Genomic DNA, 15804 nt, shown 5'->3' on the forward strand with positions numbered 1-15804 from the left:
TCATTGCGTACTTCTTTTTGTTGGATAGATTTTTGTAGTTCTTTTGTTACAGTGAACTTATCTTTTGCTATATTTAAATTTGATAAAATTTTCGCTTGTACTAAATCAAGAGCTTCAATTAAATTAGTAGCGCTGCTTTTTCCAAATGTGGTAGATAATTCTTCTTGACTTGAGGCTATTCCTGAATCAATAGAAGAAGATCTAGAAACGGTATTAGATTGAGGATTAATATTTGCCTGTTGTACATAAGATTTGCCGGTATCTATTAATATTTTATCAGTGAATTGTGCTAGTTCATTGAATGAATTTTCTAGTTTTGCAAAAAGTTCTGTTGAGGAATGTACTATTGCCGTACTATTGCCGGTGATAACATAGAATCTTCAGGTATAGTTTCTAAAGAAATAGAATATTTACCTGTTTCTTTTTGTAGTAACGATTCATTTTGCTTGATTAAATTTGATATAAATTTATTTGCTAATTCTTTAGATAATATATCAATCTTGTTATTGTTATTACTTCTGGCATATAAGACTAGAGCCTCCTTTATATTTTGCGAGATATTATCTTAACAACATCTTATATTGTAAATCTAATTCGCTTGAATTATTAGTATTACGGAAGTAATTTTTATTTACTTATATACTTTTGCTGAGTATATTTTTAGAAGCTTCTATAAGTTCTTTTTCCCCTGTCGCTTCTTTATTTTTTAACTTCTCAAATAAATTTTGTAAACCATCTGAAAAATCCCAGGCATTATCAAGGTATAAAAATTTACTTCTTATAATCTCTTGCACTTTTTGTTTCTCTTGCATTACTCCTAGAATGATATTTTTATCTAATGAATTAATCACATCATAAAAATTTTTCATTTCATATAATTTTTCTCTAGGCTCTTTTATTTTTTGTAATCTCTCGCTGTAATTCTTGAAATTTATCCAATGCATGTTGTTCAAGAAAAAATCCCTCTATTTTTATATTTTTAGTATTAGGGCTTTCTCCGCTACTTAGGATTTTATTTCTAGCTGCCTGTAATCTAAATGGTTGATGAGCGTTGATATTATTAATCAAACCTAAAATTTCTTGTGATGTCTTATTAAATTCTTCATTATTAGTTGGATTTTTGATTGTTTCTTGAAATGCTTCCCTTAACTTGATTATTTCTTCTTTAAGACTAAGTGCTACTTTTTGTTGACCGTGTGTTATAGCTTGTTCGTTTTTTGTGAGGTAAGTACTTTTTTATCTTGCTTTATATTTAAGCTCTTTTCCCCTACTTTCTGAACAACTTCTTCCATCAATTGCAATAGATTAATATTGCCCTTTATTTCTAGTTCTTGCTCATTAGTGATCGGTAATGAATTACTTAGTCTTAATCATGCTGAAAAATCTGAAGTGGATATTAGGACATCAAGTTGAGCCTTTGTTTTTCTACCTTTTCCGTCTTCCTTAAAGCCTTCAACTTTACCAATACTAATAGGTAGATTTTTTAAATAAATTTCTTTACTAGTACCCTGTATATTTTTATCATTTGTTACTTTGAAGTTAGCTTGTTGTTGAGAAACATACGGTCCCGGCGTTCTAGGGTCTATTTTGTTTATTAGAGCTTCTATAAAATTAGTTGTACGTGTTATAGCTAGTTTATTTGTTTCTAAAATATTATTTAAATTAGTATTTTTTATTAAATAAAGATTTCTTATTAGCCGGTCTAATTCATTCTTATGTTTCATAATTTCCCTCTATTAATAAAAATAAACCAAAATGTAATACCATTTATGTTCAATTAACAATACTAATAATTAGTATTAATTCAATATTTTAAATCTTATTGCATTTGTGCTTCAATAATATAATTTTATCATTTATTTTATCGTCTCAATGAGTTTTTTAACGCCTTCGACTGATTTATCAAATAGTGCTTTTTCCTCTGTGGTTAACTGCAGTTCTATTACTTTTAGCACACCTTCTTTACCGATCATAATAGGCACTCCGACATATAAATCATGTACCCCGTACTCACCTTGTAAATAAGCGGCACAAGTTAGAATCTGACGTTTATCTTTTAAATATGACTCAAGCATTTCTATTGCTGAGGCTGCAGGAGCATAATAAGCAGAACCTGTTTTAAGTAATGCAACAATCTCACCGCCGCCGTTTCTAGTACGATCAATTATTTTTTCAATATTTTCATTACTTGATAAGCCCATTTTTATCAAGTCAGGTATCGGCACGCCTGATATTGTAGAATATCTTGCAAGAGGTACCATAGCATCGCCGTGACCGCCGAGAACCATGCTATTAACATTGCTAACCGATACTTTAAACTCTTCAGCAAGAAAAAGATTAAATCTTGATGAGTCAAGTACTCCTGCCATACCGATTACTTTATTGTGAGGCAATCCGCTTTCTTTAAGCATGACATATACCATAACATCAAGTGGATTGGTAATTACTATTACAAAGGCATCAGGAGCGTATTTTTTAACATTTGCTGCAACCGTTTTCATAATACCGGTGTTAATGCTAATTAAATCGTCTCTACTCATTCCTGGTTTTCTTGGTAAACCGGCAGTAATAATTATGGCATCAGATCCTTTAATATCTTTATAGTCGTTTGTGCCTTTTATTTTGATATCAGACCCGGCTATTGTAACGGCTTGCATGAGATCCAATGCTTTTCCTTGCGGTACTCCTTCAGTCACATCAAATAACACGATATTGCCGAGTTCTCTAAGGCTAATTAAGTGAGCAAGTGTACCACCTATGTTACCGCTACCTATTAATGAGATTTTTGGATGTTGTTTCATTACTCCCTCTACAAATATTAAATATGTCTATTACTATATTACAAATAGGTTCAAGAAAAAAGAATTTTTAAATTATATTGTTAATTGGTGAATTCATAAAAATTAACCATTCACATTGACTTTATTAAAATATATTAATATAATGTCGAGTCAAAAATACCATGAAACATGGAATTTTAATAAAATAACTAAAAAAAATAATTATGCCTAAAATTTCTAAGTTAATAAATATTTTTAATCTTGTATAGGAAAGGGGAGTAATGCAAAAGAATGTAAAACCGCTCCAGAAATGTTTCATGATTTACGCATTAGTATTAACAATAGTCTTAATAGTAAAACAGTAAAGATGTTAGTTTTGATACGGTGGATAGCCCAGAAAACAAAAGTACCATACATTATGTAACTGACTTAGCAGACCTTAAAGAGTTACTGCAAAAAGGTATTGATCTTAATATACAATATGAGAATGGTGATACTGCTTTAGAGGTTACAGGTAATTTTAAAAAAGCCAAAATGTTACTTGAATATGTCGTAACTTAGTAGAAAACAAAATTATTCTTTCACTATTAATGCATAACAATGCTAATATTAATTTTACAAAAGCAAATTTAGTAAGACAATTTAAAGAACCATATGAAGAGGCAGAGCGGTTAATAAAACAAATTGAAAAAATAGAGAGCTTAATATATCAAAGTAAAGAAGTAGAGACGTTAAGAATATATGTTGACAGATTACAGCGCTTAAAAAATAAATATGAAAAAGCAAAGGATAGTAGCCAAGCTGTTTTAAAAATAATATTAGATTATATTAAAAATCAATAGAGTGATGGTTTAAAAGCTCAACTTGTTATTATTGTCAAAATCTATGGTTAATCGAAAATTATTTGGAAGTAGCTCAAGAAAATGCAGTATATAAGTGCTTGGATGAGGCTTTTGATTTGCTTGATCAAGGATTAATAGGAGAGGATGTTCAAAATACAGTAGTTTGATTCATAGCATCAAGCAATTTTTGAAAAGCACTGGTCATTTCTGTTCAGCATTGTATACATGGATCGTTTTATATCATTCCCGCGTAGGCGGAAATCTAGTAAAACCTATAAAAAATTTGTTTTTTTAGGTTTATTTTTTTAATAAATAACTTCTATATCGATATTTGAAGTTATTGTGCTAGATCTCCGCTTTCGGGCCTTGTTGCGTGGATCAATGTTTCCGATGTCATCCCGCGACTTGATCGCGGGATCCAGTGAAAAATACTAGAATTATTATTGTTTATTGTTTTTATGGATCCCGTGGTCAAACCACGGGATGACACAGGGGATTTTACTGGTTTACGCAACAATATTGAGCTACGAATGACATCGTACGCCTTTTCTGAGTTATGCGACAACGCCTACGTAGCTCATGAAGATTATAGGTATCAACGCAAGCAAGCCTTCGCAGGAATGGATATCCTTATCAACGTTGTATCATCTTATTATAATATTTTGATAAAACTTTCACGCCATATAGCCATAATAGACATACGATAATAAAACTAAACATCAATAAACCGGCTATGTCGTTATGTATGGCGTTCGGGAAAATACTAAAGGATATGAATTGAATAATAGCACCTATTGATTTACCGATTTTAGCACCCATAACATCAACTGCAGCTTTACCTTTGGTCTTCATTTCACTATCGAGCGGAATATATACCATTTCTTTGGTAGCATCAAAAAGTGAATATTTTACGGATTTAGAAAGTACATGCCAAAGTCCGCCGATAAAAACTATAACGACAAGCGGTGCACTATAGCCGAGAGTATTTACGATATTTCCTAGGTGATTTTCAAAAACCGTGAATGAAAAGAACATAACACCTGCTCCAAACATCATAATCGGTGTTATAATAGCTCCCCAAAACCAGCCGCATATTCTAATTAAACTACTGCCTAAAAACGCACTAACTAACGTGAGTATTCCCGTCCAAAAAAACACTTTACCGTGATAGGCTATAAAATCCTTTGTAGCGGGATAGAGTTGCTTTACTTTGGACATCCATAATCCTTCTATTAGGCTAATACTCATAGAATAAGACATTACAAGAAGACAAATAAAACCGAGATATCTAGAAGTTAATATTATTTTTGCACTGTCGACCAAGCTTAATTTTAATATATCCGTTCTTTGGTTTTTAAATTTAATATTTTTGTCAGCTTCTACGACTGATTTATCAATAAGTTTATGAAGAGCTAAACAAATTAATCCGGATATTAAAATAACCGTAATAAATGATTTTAAAAGAATTTCATTTGTATCGTTTAGATGAGAAAATAAAGGTAATAAGAAATGCTCACTCTTAGCAAAATAAATAATTACGGTTCCTGAGATGAGTAAATTAGTTTGTCCGAATAAAGTAAAAAATGAGTAAAATCTTGGTGCTTCTTCGACTTTGGTAATTTTATTTGCAAGCTGCCAATATAAAAGCGTAAAGACTATAACCGGCCATAACTCTCCCATAATATAAAATAATACCAAACTCCACTGTCCCCAAATTATTAAAAACCATTTTAAGTGAGGAAGAACAGTGATATAGTGCTTAATTAATTCGGGATCGGGATGAAAAAAGTCTCTGTACGGAAATAAAATAAAACCAAAAATTGTGAAGAAAAATAAAAAAGTACTGGTAATTATCCTAAAAACTTGCTCTGTTGTCATAATATTACAGAGTTTAGAATAAAAAATAACAAATAAAATTCCCATCGGCATTTCGCCCCAAAGTTTGATAAAGCTCAATACTTCCGAGCTAATTAAGGTAACAACAAAACTATCTTTAATACTACGAACTAAGTTTTGATTAAGTAGAATAAAAAACATTAGTAAAGCCATCGGGATGAACTTGGTTAATTCATACGATCTAATCGGCCATACTATATCCCTAAATTTACTGTTTCTGGCTTTATTCCAAATTGTGCAATTAGAATCCACGCTATCCATTGATTTACTATGAGCTTATTTTTTGAGTACCGGATAGTTTTTAAAAATGTTATGTTTTTGCAAGGCTTAGAGCTTTAGAGGCCATTCCCGCATATGCGGGAATGGCCTCAAACGCTTTTTAGAAACTGTCCGGCTATATTATTTTTTTGCACCCTAGACTATAATAAAAACTATGTCAAGATTTTTTAAAATAGTCTCATATATTGTTGTTAATTACATTTGTTATACTCAATCGCTGCTTTAATAAACTGAATAAATAACGGATGAGCTTCAAAAGGTTTAGATTTAAATTCCGGATGAAATTGTACTCCTACGAACCAACGCAGTAGCGGTAGTTCAATTATTTCTACAATCTCTTCATCTTTTGAAAAACCGCTAAATACTATTCCGTGTTTTTCAAAAATATTTTGAAATTCATTATTAAATTTATATCTATGACGATGTCTCTCATTTATTTCAAGGCTTTTATAAGCATTTGCTGCAATGGTATTTGCGACCAAACTACAAGGATAAGAGCCGAGCCTCATAGTCTTTTTTACATTTTCAATTGTTATTTTTGAGTCTTCACAGTTTTTATTTATTTTCTCAATAATTTTTGTACCGTCTACTTTAAATTCTTCCGTTACTGCATCTTTAATACCGATTAAATTCTGAGCTATTTCGATCGTCGCAAGTTGCATACCGAAACATATTCCAAAAAAAGGTATGTTATTAGTACGGGCATATTTTATTGCTATAATTTTCCCTTTAGTTGCCCGTTCTCCAAATCCACCTGGTACTAAAATCCCATCTATATCTAATAATTTTTTATTAATACTCTCTTCAGTTAGATTTTCAGCATTTGTCCATACTAAATCAATTTTGTATTTGTAATAAATACCTGCATGATTAAGTGCCTCGATTACTGATTTATAAGCATCTTTTAATTTATGATATTTAGCTATTATAGCGATTCTTACTTTTGAATTAGAATCTTTTAGCCTATTAATTATATCATACCATTTATCTAATTTAGATGGCATGATATTAATATTAAAAAATTTTAATACTTTATTATCAAGACCTGAATTATGATATGCAATCGGTACTAAATATATATTTTTTTGATCTATTGCCGGAACAACATACTCAGATTTTATATTACACAATAAAGATATTTTATCTATTGCGCCTTTTGAAATGTGACGTTCTGCACGACACACTAGTATATTAGGTGAAATACCTATAGCGCGTAATGCTTTAACTGAGTGTTGGGTAGGTTTTATTTTTAATTCACGGGCGGTTTTAACATAAGGTAATAATGTTAAATGAATAAATAAACAATTTTCGCTTTTTAATTGGTTACCAATTTGCCTTATAGCTTCAAAAAACGGTAGACCTTCAATATCACCGACTGTACCGCCTATTTCACAAATAATAAAATCCACACCCTTGGTGTTTGAAAGTATAAAATCTTTTATTATATTTGTAACATGCGGGATGACTTGAACAGTAACGCCGGCGTAATTTCCTAAACGTTCATCTTTAAGTAATTTTGAGTATATCGCACCTGTTGTGATGCTATCAAATTTGCATGCGGAAACTCCGGTAAAACGTTCATAATGTCCAAGATCTAGATCGGTTTCTGCTCCGTCATCGGTTACATATACCTCACCATGTTCATGAGGATTCATAGTTCCCGGGTCAATGTTAAGATAAGGGTCTAGTTTTCGTACACTTACTCTAAAACCTTTCGCTTGCAATAGCATAGCAAGAGATGCTGCCGTTAGACCTTTACCGAGTGATGAAACAACGCCGCCGGTAACAAAAATGAAATGTACCATTATTATAAACCTAGTTTACTAATATTTTCGTAAAATTTTACTGCTTTTTTTAAGTCTTCTTCCGTATCTACGGAAATAGGAACATTCTCTACTAAACATGTACCTATAGTCATGCCGTTTTCAAGGGCACGTAATTGTTCTAAACGTTCTGTTTTTTCTAAAAAAGTTGGCTTAAGAGATACAAATTTTTCTAAAGCGTTTTTGCGAAAACCATACATGCCTACATGGTATAAAAATTCTTCTGCACCATTTGGAATAAGACTACGCGAAAAATACAATGCTGTCCCCGCCGAGTCAACCACTACGGTAACATTACTACTAGCTTTCACTGATTCCCTATCTACTTTTACTATCGGTGTAACAATATCGTATTTGCTGTTTTTTAAATATTCTATAATTTTCAAAATAGAGCTAGGTTCAATGAAAGGCATATCTCCCTGTACATTAACTATGTAATTAATGTTTTGATTATTTGGAATTAATTTAAAAGCTTCATAAGTACGATCAGTACCGGTTGGGATAGCACTATCCGTGAATATTACTTTTCCTCCGACTTTTGTAATAACGCTTGCTATCTCTTCCGAGTCGGTCGCAACATATGTATGCTCAAGGCCCGCTTGATTTACTTGTTTGAATACCCGCTCGATTAAAGTTATAGAGCCGATAAGCTGCAGCGGTTTTTGTTTAAGCCTAGTTGAACTTAGCCTTGAGGGGATAATTATAGCCACGTCCTGATGCCGCATAAACTTCCTAAGTTTAAATTAAAAAATAACTGTTGACAGATTAGCCTTTTTCGGCGATAAAGTAAAACATAATTTTTGAATATATGCAGTATATTTAAGAGCTCGTAGCTCAGTCGGTAGAGCATTTGACTTTTAATCAAAGGGTCCCGGGTTCAAATCCCGGCGAGCTCACCATACTTCTACACTGTGGGTTTGTAGCTCAGCTGGTTAGAGCACACGCCTGATAAGCGTGAGGTCGGAAGTTCAAGTCTTCTCAAACCCACCATTCAATCCGCTACAACAATAAAATCTGTATTATCATAATTATAAATCAAGGTGATCTATTAAAATTGCTAAGTTAGGATGATATTGTCAAGCTAAGGATTAGATTATGAAAAAATACAAATTTACTGAAAAAGAACAAGAAATACTAGATTATTTTGAACAAGATGAGCTTTTAGAGTTGCCTAAAAAAGAACTAGAGAGCGAAAAAATATAGCTAAAATTGCCGCAGCTAATTTTTTTTTAAAAAATTGGAAAGAATTAATATTAGATTGCCGTTATACGATTTAAATCATATAAAAAGAATTGCAGCATAAGAAAGAATGTCTTATCAAACTCTTATTGCTAGTGTTTTACACAAATACGCGTCTGGATATTTAAAATTAGATAAACTTAGTTAATCAATACTTTTTTTTATATAAATAACATTTTTTCTCAATGAGTCTTTTTAGAGGTAGAAAAAGGTTAGAGGGTAAATTATCAAGAGCAAACCACTACCAGCTTTCTACTTTATGACCCTCAAGATTCTGTAATTCATGCTCATTTAAACAATGAGCTTTAAGGCAAATCAAGATGTAATACTTTTGTTCTTTTTCAAAAATATCGTTAGTCACCGCTATCAATTGTGGATTTTCAATGATCAGATTTGTTTCTTCTAAAACTTCACGGATAGCACATTCTGCAAATGTTTCTCCAAATTCTAAATGTCCACCGACAGGAGCATAACTAGACTCACCATGGGAACTAAATATGTTTACCTAATAAAATTTCATTCCTATTATTCAAAGATTAAAATACCGATACCGATGCGCAGGTGGTTAGTCATATCTAACTATTAACTCTGGATTGACTTATTAATATCGTATGTTAGCTTCTAAAGCAAATAAAAAAATATTGCTTATTTAAATACCGTGAGCTATTTGTAGATTATATTTAATATTTACCTGTAGTTATGAATTCTACCAATCAATTACAAAATAATAGCTTAACTAATTCTTGGCTTAAGCTTGGTATTTTATCCTTGGGATTTGCGGGTTTATATTCAATTATTTTGGTGGTACTACGTACCCCGCAATTATCACGCTTTTTCCCAAATCCGCATATTTTCAAATCTGCTTTAATTATTCATGTTAATTTATCGGTATTGATTTGGTTATTGTCAGTGACGGCTAGTGTTTGGGGGGGTGCAACGTCATTGCGAGGAGAGGCAAAGCCTCGACGCGGCAATCTCATGAAACAATACAAAATTTCTGAGATTGCCACGCTCTTTACGTTCGCTTGCAATGACGTGTTTCGCCTTTACCCCAAACTTGCTTTTCTAGCTACTCTTCTAATCGTCATCTCCCCAATAGCCGGGCATAATCCGGTGATGAATAATTATATACCGATGCTTGAAAATATCGTATTTATTGTGGGGTTAAGCTTATTTGGTATTACGTTGCTATTGTACGCTATAAATATTTTATATTTCTTCGATTGGACGAACTTAAATAGTCTAGTGAATTTTACCGTATTATCGACTATTATAATGTTTATTTTAAGTTTTGTTTGTTTTGGATGGTCTTATAATGGCTTGCAAAACATCATTCAAATTATTCCAATCGAGATAGAATTTTATTATGAATTACTTTTTTGGAGCGGAGGTCATTTACTGCAATTTATATATACTCAAATATTAATATTTATTTGGGTTAGTTTATTTAGAGAGTTAATAGCTAGAGAAGTAAAATGTCAAAAATTCTATCTTTTCTTACTTTATTTAAATTTTATTTTCGGAATTCTTACACTTTTCGGTCATATATTTTATGATATTATCGATGGAGCCTTCAAAGTATTCTATACAAATCATATGAAATATCTAGGCGGTATTGCTCCTGTTTTATGTTTAATAGGTATGGGGGTTGAGTTGGTGTGGGTATTTGTCATCCCGCGGGATGACACGGTTACAATAAATGACAGAGTAATCAAAACCATCTTACTTTGCTCTATTACTTTATTCTTACTTGGCGGGTTTATAGCAATGAATATCACAGGTATAAATGTAGCAATTCCTGCTCATTATCACGGGTCTATAGTAGGGATTAGCATTGCTTGTATGGGGTGTAGTTATTTGGGTATTGGGAGGTATCAACGTCATTGTGAGCGACTAAAAAGAGCGTGGCAATCTCATGAGGTAATACAAAAACTCCCTAGATTATCGCGTCGGCACTTCGTGCCTTCTCGCAATGACAATATTATTAATTTTACATTTTACCTCCTAACATTCGGGCAGATTCTGCACATACTAGGTCTAGCATTCGCCGGTAGTTACGGTGTTATGCGGAAAGACCCAAATAGTGTAATGCCGATGTCAGCTAAGCTATTAATGGGAATGATGGGCGGAGGAGGGGTTATTGCTATAGTAGGCGGCTTGATGTTTGTATATATTTGTGTTAAAGTAATGTTTTTTAAAAGTATAAAACTAGCACATGAGTAAACCAACTAGAGAAGAAGCTAAAGAGGCAGTAAGAACGTTACTAAAATTCATTGGTGAAGATCCAAGCAGAGAAGGGTTGCTTAAAACGCCTGATAGAGTAATTAATAGCTACGCAGAAATATTTTCCGGTTATGGAAAGGATGTAGCAGAAATATTAAATACCAAGTTTTATGAAACTTGTAATTTTCGAGATTTTATCTTACTGAATATAAAATTTACCTCTTTCTGTGAACATCATATATTACCTTTTAACGGTACAGTAGATATAGCTTATGTTCCTGATAATTGTATTGTCGGCATAAGTAAGCTAGCACGAATAGTAAATATTTTTGCTAGAAGACTACAAATCCAAGAAAAAATGACGGTACAGATAGCAGAAAGCGTGCAGGAGAATTTAAAGCCGCTTGGCGTTGCCGTTAAGATTTCTGCCGTACATAGCTGTATGTCAATGCGTGGCGTAATGCAAGATAATAGCGTTATGAATACCATGCATTATACGGGTATATTTGCCGAACAGCAGAAATATCGTCATGAGTTTTTAAACCTTACTGCTAAAAGGTGATACGTTATTAATGTCATTTCTGCGGAAGCGGGAATCCAGTCATTTTATCATACCACGAATTGATTGCGGTATCTAGAAAAAAATTAAAAAAAACTGGATCCCGTGGTCAAGCCACGGGATAACCAAATAAATGATTATAAATATAGCAAGAAAGTAAATAAAATATGTTATTATCAAAATATTTTTTACCTGTGTTAAAGGAAGAGCCAAGTGAAGCTCAAGTAACTTCGCATAAATTAATGCTTAGAAGCGGAATGATTAGGCAGCAAGCAGCAGGGATTTATACTTGGCTTCCGCTTGGCTTAAAAGTATTGAAGAATATCGAGAATATAGTACGCTTAAATATGAATAAAGCGGGAGCTTTGGAAGTTCTAATGCCTTGCATTCAGCCGGCACATTTATGGATGGAATCAGGACGTTTTGATAACTACGGTAAAGAAATGCTGAAATTTCAAGATCGCCACGATAACACTTTACTATTTGGTCCTACTAACGAAGATATGATTACGGATATTTTTCGTCATAATATTAAGTCATATAAGGATTTGCCGAAAAATCTTTATCATATCCAATGGAAATTTCGTGATGAGATTAGACCTCGTTTTGGTGTTATGAGAGGACGAGAGTTTTTAATGAAAGATGCTTATTCTTTTGATATAAATGAAGAAAATGCTGTTAAAACCTATAATCAAATGTATAAGGCTTATATCAATGCTTTCAGGGATTTAGGCGTGTTTGCTATCCCTGTTATTGCCGATAACGGTCCGATCGGTGGCAATTTAAGCCATGAGTTTCATATAATCGCTGAAACTGGTGAAAGTACTATTTATTACGATAAAAAATTTAAGATATTAAAAGATAATCCTGATATCGATGTAGAGGAAATTAAAAGTTGGTACGCAGCAGCTGAAGAAAAATATGAAGTAAATAAATTACCTATATCTGAACAAGAAATAACCAGCAGTAAAGGAATAGAAGTCGGGCATATTTTTTATATAGGCTCAAAATATTCGGTTAATATGAATGCACTTATTAATGATGAGTATGGTAAACTAACTCCTATAGAAATGAGTTCTTACGGCATAGGCATTTCAAGGTTAGTTGCTGCTATCATAGAAGCAAATTGCGATGAGAAAGGTATCATATGGCCTTCTAGCGTTGCTCCTTTCAAAGTTTCTCTAATTAATTTAAATATTCATGATAGTAAATGCGTAGAGCTTGCGGAAATGGCTTATAAAGAGCTATCAGATAAAAATATAGAAGTGTTATATGACGATACCGAAGCACGTCCAGGCAGTAAATTTGCAACGCATGATCTTATAGGCTCACCTCATCAAATTATAATTGGTCCTAAAAAAGCCGCAAATAATATTGTTGAATTAAAAGATCGTAAAAGTGGTGTTATAGAAGATATTGAGGTAGGTAGTCTAATGAGTGTATTGTAAAATAAAGAGATATACGTCATTACGAGAAAATTGCATAGCAATGGATGAAGCAATCTCAGGAGTTTGTTATTATTTCATGAGATTGCCACGCCGCAGTCTACGGCTGTTCGCAATGACGATTTTGGAGTCATGCAATAAGGCTAATACCCTATGGGCATGATATAGCAAAAATATTCTTCGTAGACAATGATAGTATCATATGATACTATCATATAATGAATAGTAAACCGTCTTTTCAAATAACTAATAAAATCTTGGAGTTATCACAAGATATTTCTTATGAGCTTGGTATTGTAGCCGGTAGCAAGCTTTACTCTCAACCTATAAAACTTAGAAAAAATAATCAAATTAAAACCATCTATTCTTCTTTAGCAATTGAAGGAAATAGTTTAAGCGTAGAGCAGATAACCGATATAATAAACGACAAGCGTGTACTCGCACCTGAAAAAGATATTGTAGAAGTAAAAAATGCTATAAAACTATACAATAATCTGACTATATTTAATCCCTTCAAAATTGAATCATTATTAAAAGCACATAAGATATTAATGCAAGGATTAGTAGAAGATAACGGAAAGTGGCGTAAAGGTAATGCCGCTATATTTAAAGGCACAGAGATTATATATTTTGCCCCTACGGCACACCGTGTATCTTTATTAATGCAGGATTTATTTGAGTTTATAGCACAAGATAAGCAAATTTCTGGAATAGTTAAAGCTTGTATATTTCATTATGAGTTTGAATTTATCCATCCTTTTTCAGACGGTAACGGACGAATCGGTAGATTATGGCAACAATTATTACTAATGCAAGCTAATAAAATTTTTGAGTATATTTCCGTTGAAAGTTTGATAAGGAATAATCAAAGTGAATATTATAATGTTTTAAGTAAGTGTGATAAGCTTGGTGAATCGACCTTATTTATCGAGTTTATGCTTGATAAAATAGTTGCAGCATTAAGATTATATAGTAACAATATTACATATGAGGCAAATACGCCTTTATCTAGAATGGCATTTGCTAAGGTTAATTTAATAGATCAATGGTTTTCTAGAAAAGATTATATTACTGTACATAAAAGTATTTCTACGGCAACGGCTAGTAGAGATTTGTTATATGGTTTAGAGCGTAAACTTTTAATAAGTAAAGGGGATAAGAATCAAACTTATTATAAGTTTGTGTAGTTTTTAATGTAATTCCCGCTTTCGTGTATGAGTGTTAACTTAAGAGAAGAAAAAACCTCTGATGCCATTTCCGCGAAAGCCGGAATCCAGTACTTTAAAGCTTTTTAAAAGCTCGATTTATCTTGCTTTACCCCTAGATTTCTACTTTCGCAGGAATAACATCATATCACTGATTCAAAAAGAGATTAACATGAAAAATTTTATAAAATATTTGTTTTTTACCGGTCTATATATTAGTAGTGACGATAATAGTTGCTTATATGGTTTTGGCTCAAACTATTCCTAATGATGGGAAGTGTCATATGATGGATAGACCGTTTGTTATGCATTACATCTTAGCAGCAATTATTACCGCTTTACCGACACTAATTTTAATATATAGTAAAAAGAAAAAGTAAATATATGATCGGTAAATTAAGTGGTAAAGTTGATTCCCAAGGCGATGATTACGTTATAATTGACGTAAACGGGGTAGGGTACTTAGTCTATGCTTCAGGTAAAACTTTAGGTACACTTGCTGAAGGGGAGTTTTATAAACTATTTATTGAAACCCATGTTCGAGAAGAACATATTCATCTTTACGGTTTTTTGACTCTAGAAGAGAAGATTTTTTTTAATTTACTACAATCAGTAAATGGTATAGGTACAAGAATGGCTTTATTTATCTTATCAAGCCTTACACCTTCAGATATTCAAATTGCTGTAAATAATGAAGATAAAAATATATTTAAAGCAATATCCGGAGTAGGGGCTAAACTTGCTGAACGTATAGTGCTAGAGCTGAAAGGTAAAGTAGCGAAAATATCAAGCGGTTCAGCTATTATTAAAGAGAGCTTAAATATTAAGAATATCACACCCGTTGCAAGTAATGAAGTAATAAAAGCTCTAGTAAATCTAGGATTTTCTAGATTTGAAGCTCAAAACGCTGTTCAAGGCATCATTACCCAAAATCCCGAAATCTCTATTGATGAATTAATCAAAACAGCCCTGAAAAATCGAAATTCTAATTTTAGTTGATAAATTAGCAGTTATTTTATATTAATTAATTACTAAAATTAATAGGTAAAATATATGTCCAAGTTAATAGAATATTTAGGAAAAATAAAGGCTGAAGAAATATTAAAAGAGCTATAGAAAGACCCTGCTACTTTAAGTATTACCGAGGTTAATTTTGTACCACAATCACCGGTATTTGCAGCTGCTGGATACTCTAAAATTCCTGAAGATGCTTTAAAATGGGTTATTTAATGCTTTACAAGGAGACGCTACTATAAAGTACTTAAGCACTGATAGTTTTGTGTGGAGTTTAAAATCAATAAAGTTATTTGCTGAATTTTTGAAAGATCCGCTATGCCGCATTACCGACATTAGTTTTATAAATGCTTTGAATAATGCTAATAAGATAGATGTTCTTTTAGATACCTTAAGAGTAAACAAAACAAAAATAAGCGCTTTAGATATAAGTGGGATATTTTTTGATAATAATGTTCCTGCCTGATCCTCATTTGTTAAAAATACTAAACTTGCCGGA

At 32.3% G+C, this 15804-nt stretch carries 16 protein-coding genes, 2 tRNA genes and 2 pseudogenes; 12 read left to right on the forward strand and 8 right to left on the reverse strand.

Translation table 11 applies throughout. The features are described 5' to 3' along the window. The first annotated feature begins 338 nt into the window (after nucleotides 1-338). The gene (locus BTU51_RS08795) at nucleotides 339-569 is read left to right on the forward strand and encodes a hypothetical protein (protein WP_012150714.1); all 231 of its coding nucleotides are present in this window, start codon (nucleotides 339-341) and stop codon (nucleotides 567-569) included. Nucleotides 570-635: 66 nt separating this feature from the next. On the opposite strand, the gene BTU51_RS02955 is transcribed toward BTU51_RS08795, so the two are convergent. The 4 genes from BTU51_RS02955 to mdh form a co-directional block, all read right to left on the reverse strand. Next, entirely contained in the window at nucleotides 636-869 is a 234-nt protein-coding gene (locus BTU51_RS02955; RefSeq protein ID WP_230453525.1) for a hypothetical protein, read from the reverse strand. A gap of 16 nt (nucleotides 870-885) precedes the next feature. After that, nucleotides 886-1068 carry a hypothetical protein gene (locus BTU51_RS02960; protein WP_230453526.1) on the reverse strand — a complete coding sequence of 61 codons (183 nt, stop codon included), beginning with the start codon at nucleotides 1066-1068 and terminating at the stop codon, nucleotides 886-888. 302 nt (nucleotides 1069-1370) lie between these two features. Beyond that, nucleotides 1371-1724, reverse strand: coding sequence for a hypothetical protein (locus tag BTU51_RS02965; RefSeq protein WP_012150716.1), 354 nt, complete (start codon nucleotides 1722-1724; stop codon nucleotides 1371-1373). Nucleotides 1725-1856: 132 nt separating this feature from the next. Then, complete coding sequence (gene mdh, locus BTU51_RS02970; protein ID WP_012150717.1) at nucleotides 1857-2801, reverse strand: malate dehydrogenase; 945 nt, start codon at nucleotides 2799-2801, stop codon at nucleotides 1857-1859. 363 nt (nucleotides 2802-3164) lie between these two features. Between mdh and BTU51_RS08140 the strand changes: the two genes are divergently transcribed. Together BTU51_RS08140 and BTU51_RS02980 are read left to right on the forward strand one after the other, a co-directional pair. Continuing rightward, complete coding sequence (locus BTU51_RS08140; RefSeq protein ID WP_012150718.1) at nucleotides 3165-3341, forward strand: ankyrin repeat domain-containing protein; 177 nt, start codon at nucleotides 3165-3167, stop codon at nucleotides 3339-3341. Nucleotides 3342-3370: 29 nt separating this feature from the next. After that, nucleotides 3371-3622: a hypothetical protein gene (locus BTU51_RS02980; protein WP_012150719.1), complete on the forward strand. Its 252-nt coding sequence runs from the start codon at nucleotides 3371-3373 to the stop codon at nucleotides 3620-3622. 633 nt (nucleotides 3623-4255) lie between these two features. Here the strand turns inward: BTU51_RS02980 and tlc2 are convergent. From tlc2 to BTU51_RS03000, 3 genes are all read right to left on the reverse strand, one after another. Beyond that, nucleotides 4256-5779: a nucleotide exchange transporter Tlc2 gene (gene tlc2 / locus BTU51_RS02990; RefSeq protein WP_012150720.1), complete on the reverse strand. Its 1524-nt coding sequence runs from the start codon at nucleotides 5777-5779 to the stop codon at nucleotides 4256-4258. 209 nt (nucleotides 5780-5988) lie between these two features. Then, entirely contained in the window at nucleotides 5989-7602 is a 1614-nt protein-coding gene (locus tag BTU51_RS02995) for a CTP synthase (protein ID WP_012150721.1), read from the reverse strand. A 2-nt stretch (nucleotides 7603-7604) separates the two neighbouring features. Next, the gene (locus BTU51_RS03000; RefSeq protein WP_012262346.1) at nucleotides 7605-8345 is read right to left on the reverse strand and encodes a 3-deoxy-manno-octulosonate cytidylyltransferase; all 741 of its coding nucleotides are present in this window, start codon (nucleotides 8343-8345) and stop codon (nucleotides 7605-7607) included. Between the two features lie 98 nt (nucleotides 8346-8443). Here BTU51_RS03000 and BTU51_RS03005 point away from each other — a divergent pair. Together BTU51_RS03005 and BTU51_RS03010 are read left to right on the forward strand one after the other, a co-directional pair. Then, a tRNA-Lys gene (locus BTU51_RS03005) sits at nucleotides 8444-8519 on the forward strand. 14 nt (nucleotides 8520-8533) lie between these two features. Then, nucleotides 8534-8610: transfer RNA gene (locus BTU51_RS03010), tRNA-Ile, on the forward strand. 490 nt (nucleotides 8611-9100) lie between these two features. On the opposite strand, the pseudogene BTU51_RS09915 reads toward BTU51_RS03010, so the two are convergent. Continuing rightward, a pseudogene (locus tag BTU51_RS09915) lies at nucleotides 9101-9392 on the reverse strand (nucleotide triphosphate diphosphatase NUDT15). 166 nt (nucleotides 9393-9558) lie between these two features. Here BTU51_RS09915 and BTU51_RS03020 point away from each other — a divergent pair. From BTU51_RS03020 to BTU51_RS03055, 7 genes and pseudogenes are all read left to right on the forward strand, one after another. Next, a complete protein-coding gene (locus tag BTU51_RS03020) occupies nucleotides 9559-11082 on the forward strand; it encodes a cbb3-type cytochrome c oxidase subunit I (RefSeq protein ID WP_012262348.1) in 1524 nt (507 codons plus the stop codon). Further along, nucleotides 11075-11644 carry a GTP cyclohydrolase I FolE gene (folE, locus tag BTU51_RS03025; RefSeq protein ID WP_012150725.1) on the forward strand — a complete coding sequence of 190 codons (570 nt, stop codon included), beginning with the start codon at nucleotides 11075-11077 and terminating at the stop codon, nucleotides 11642-11644. The genes BTU51_RS03020 and folE overlap by 8 nt, the downstream gene beginning before the upstream one ends. 164 nt (nucleotides 11645-11808) lie before the next feature. Continuing rightward, the gene (gene proS / locus BTU51_RS03030; protein WP_012150726.1) at nucleotides 11809-13089 is read left to right on the forward strand and encodes a proline--tRNA ligase; all 1281 of its coding nucleotides are present in this window, start codon (nucleotides 11809-11811) and stop codon (nucleotides 13087-13089) included. 215 nt (nucleotides 13090-13304) lie between these two features. After that, nucleotides 13305-14273, forward strand: coding sequence for a Fic family protein (locus tag BTU51_RS03035; RefSeq protein WP_012150727.1), 969 nt, complete (start codon nucleotides 13305-13307; stop codon nucleotides 14271-14273). Nucleotides 14274-14463: 190 nt separating this feature from the next. Further along, nucleotides 14464-14671, forward strand: a pseudogene (locus BTU51_RS03040) (Holliday junction ATP-dependent DNA helicase RuvA). Between the two features lie 4 nt (nucleotides 14672-14675). Further along, nucleotides 14676-15290: a Holliday junction branch migration protein RuvA gene (gene ruvA, locus BTU51_RS03045; RefSeq protein WP_012150729.1), complete on the forward strand. Its 615-nt coding sequence runs from the start codon at nucleotides 14676-14678 to the stop codon at nucleotides 15288-15290. Nucleotides 15291-15609: 319 nt separating this feature from the next. After that, the gene (locus BTU51_RS03055; RefSeq protein WP_237183018.1) at nucleotides 15610-15771 is read left to right on the forward strand and encodes a hypothetical protein; all 162 of its coding nucleotides are present in this window, start codon (nucleotides 15610-15612) and stop codon (nucleotides 15769-15771) included. Nucleotides 15772-15804: the final 33 nt, after the last annotated feature.

The sequence above is a fragment of the Rickettsia rickettsii genome (assembly GCF_001951015.1).
GTDB lineage: Bacteria > Pseudomonadota > Alphaproteobacteria > Rickettsiales > Rickettsiaceae > Rickettsia > Rickettsia rickettsii.

What these genes read in the sequence shown, in the direction of transcription:
- BTU51_RS08795 (WP_012150714.1), top strand. Translation starts at nt 339, where the DNA reads ATGTACTATTGCCGTACTATTGCCGGTGATAACATAGAATCTTCAGGT.
- BTU51_RS02955 (WP_230453525.1), bottom strand. Translation starts at nt 869, where the DNA reads ATGAAAAATTTTTATGATGTGATTAATTCATTAGATAAAAATATCATT.
- BTU51_RS02965 (WP_012150716.1), bottom strand. Translation starts at nt 1,724, where the DNA reads ATGAAACATAAGAATGAATTAGACCGGCTAATAAGAAATCTTTATTTA.
- mdh (WP_012150717.1), bottom strand. Translation starts at nt 2,801, where the DNA reads ATGAAACAACATCCAAAAATCTCATTAATAGGTAGCGGTAACATAGGT.
- BTU51_RS02980 (WP_012150719.1), top strand. Translation starts at nt 3,371, where the DNA reads ATGCATAACAATGCTAATATTAATTTTACAAAAGCAAATTTAGTAAGA.
- tlc2 (WP_012150720.1), bottom strand. Translation starts at nt 5,779, where the DNA reads ATGGATAGCGTGGATTCTAATTGCACAATTTGGAATAAAGCCAGAAAC.
- BTU51_RS02995 (WP_012150721.1), bottom strand. Translation starts at nt 7,602, where the DNA reads ATGGTACATTTCATTTTTGTTACCGGCGGCGTTGTTTCATCACTCGGT.
- BTU51_RS03000 (WP_012262346.1), bottom strand. Translation starts at nt 8,345, where the DNA reads ATGCGGCATCAGGACGTGGCTATAATTATCCCCTCAAGGCTAAGTTCA.
- BTU51_RS03020 (WP_012262348.1), top strand. Translation starts at nt 9,559, where the DNA reads ATGAATTCTACCAATCAATTACAAAATAATAGCTTAACTAATTCTTGG.
- folE (WP_012150725.1), top strand. Translation starts at nt 11,075, where the DNA reads ATGAGTAAACCAACTAGAGAAGAAGCTAAAGAGGCAGTAAGAACGTTA.
- proS (WP_012150726.1), top strand. Translation starts at nt 11,809, where the DNA reads ATGTTATTATCAAAATATTTTTTACCTGTGTTAAAGGAAGAGCCAAGT.
- BTU51_RS03035 (WP_012150727.1), top strand. Translation starts at nt 13,305, where the DNA reads ATGAATAGTAAACCGTCTTTTCAAATAACTAATAAAATCTTGGAGTTA.
- ruvA (WP_012150729.1), top strand. Translation starts at nt 14,676, where the DNA reads ATGATCGGTAAATTAAGTGGTAAAGTTGATTCCCAAGGCGATGATTAC.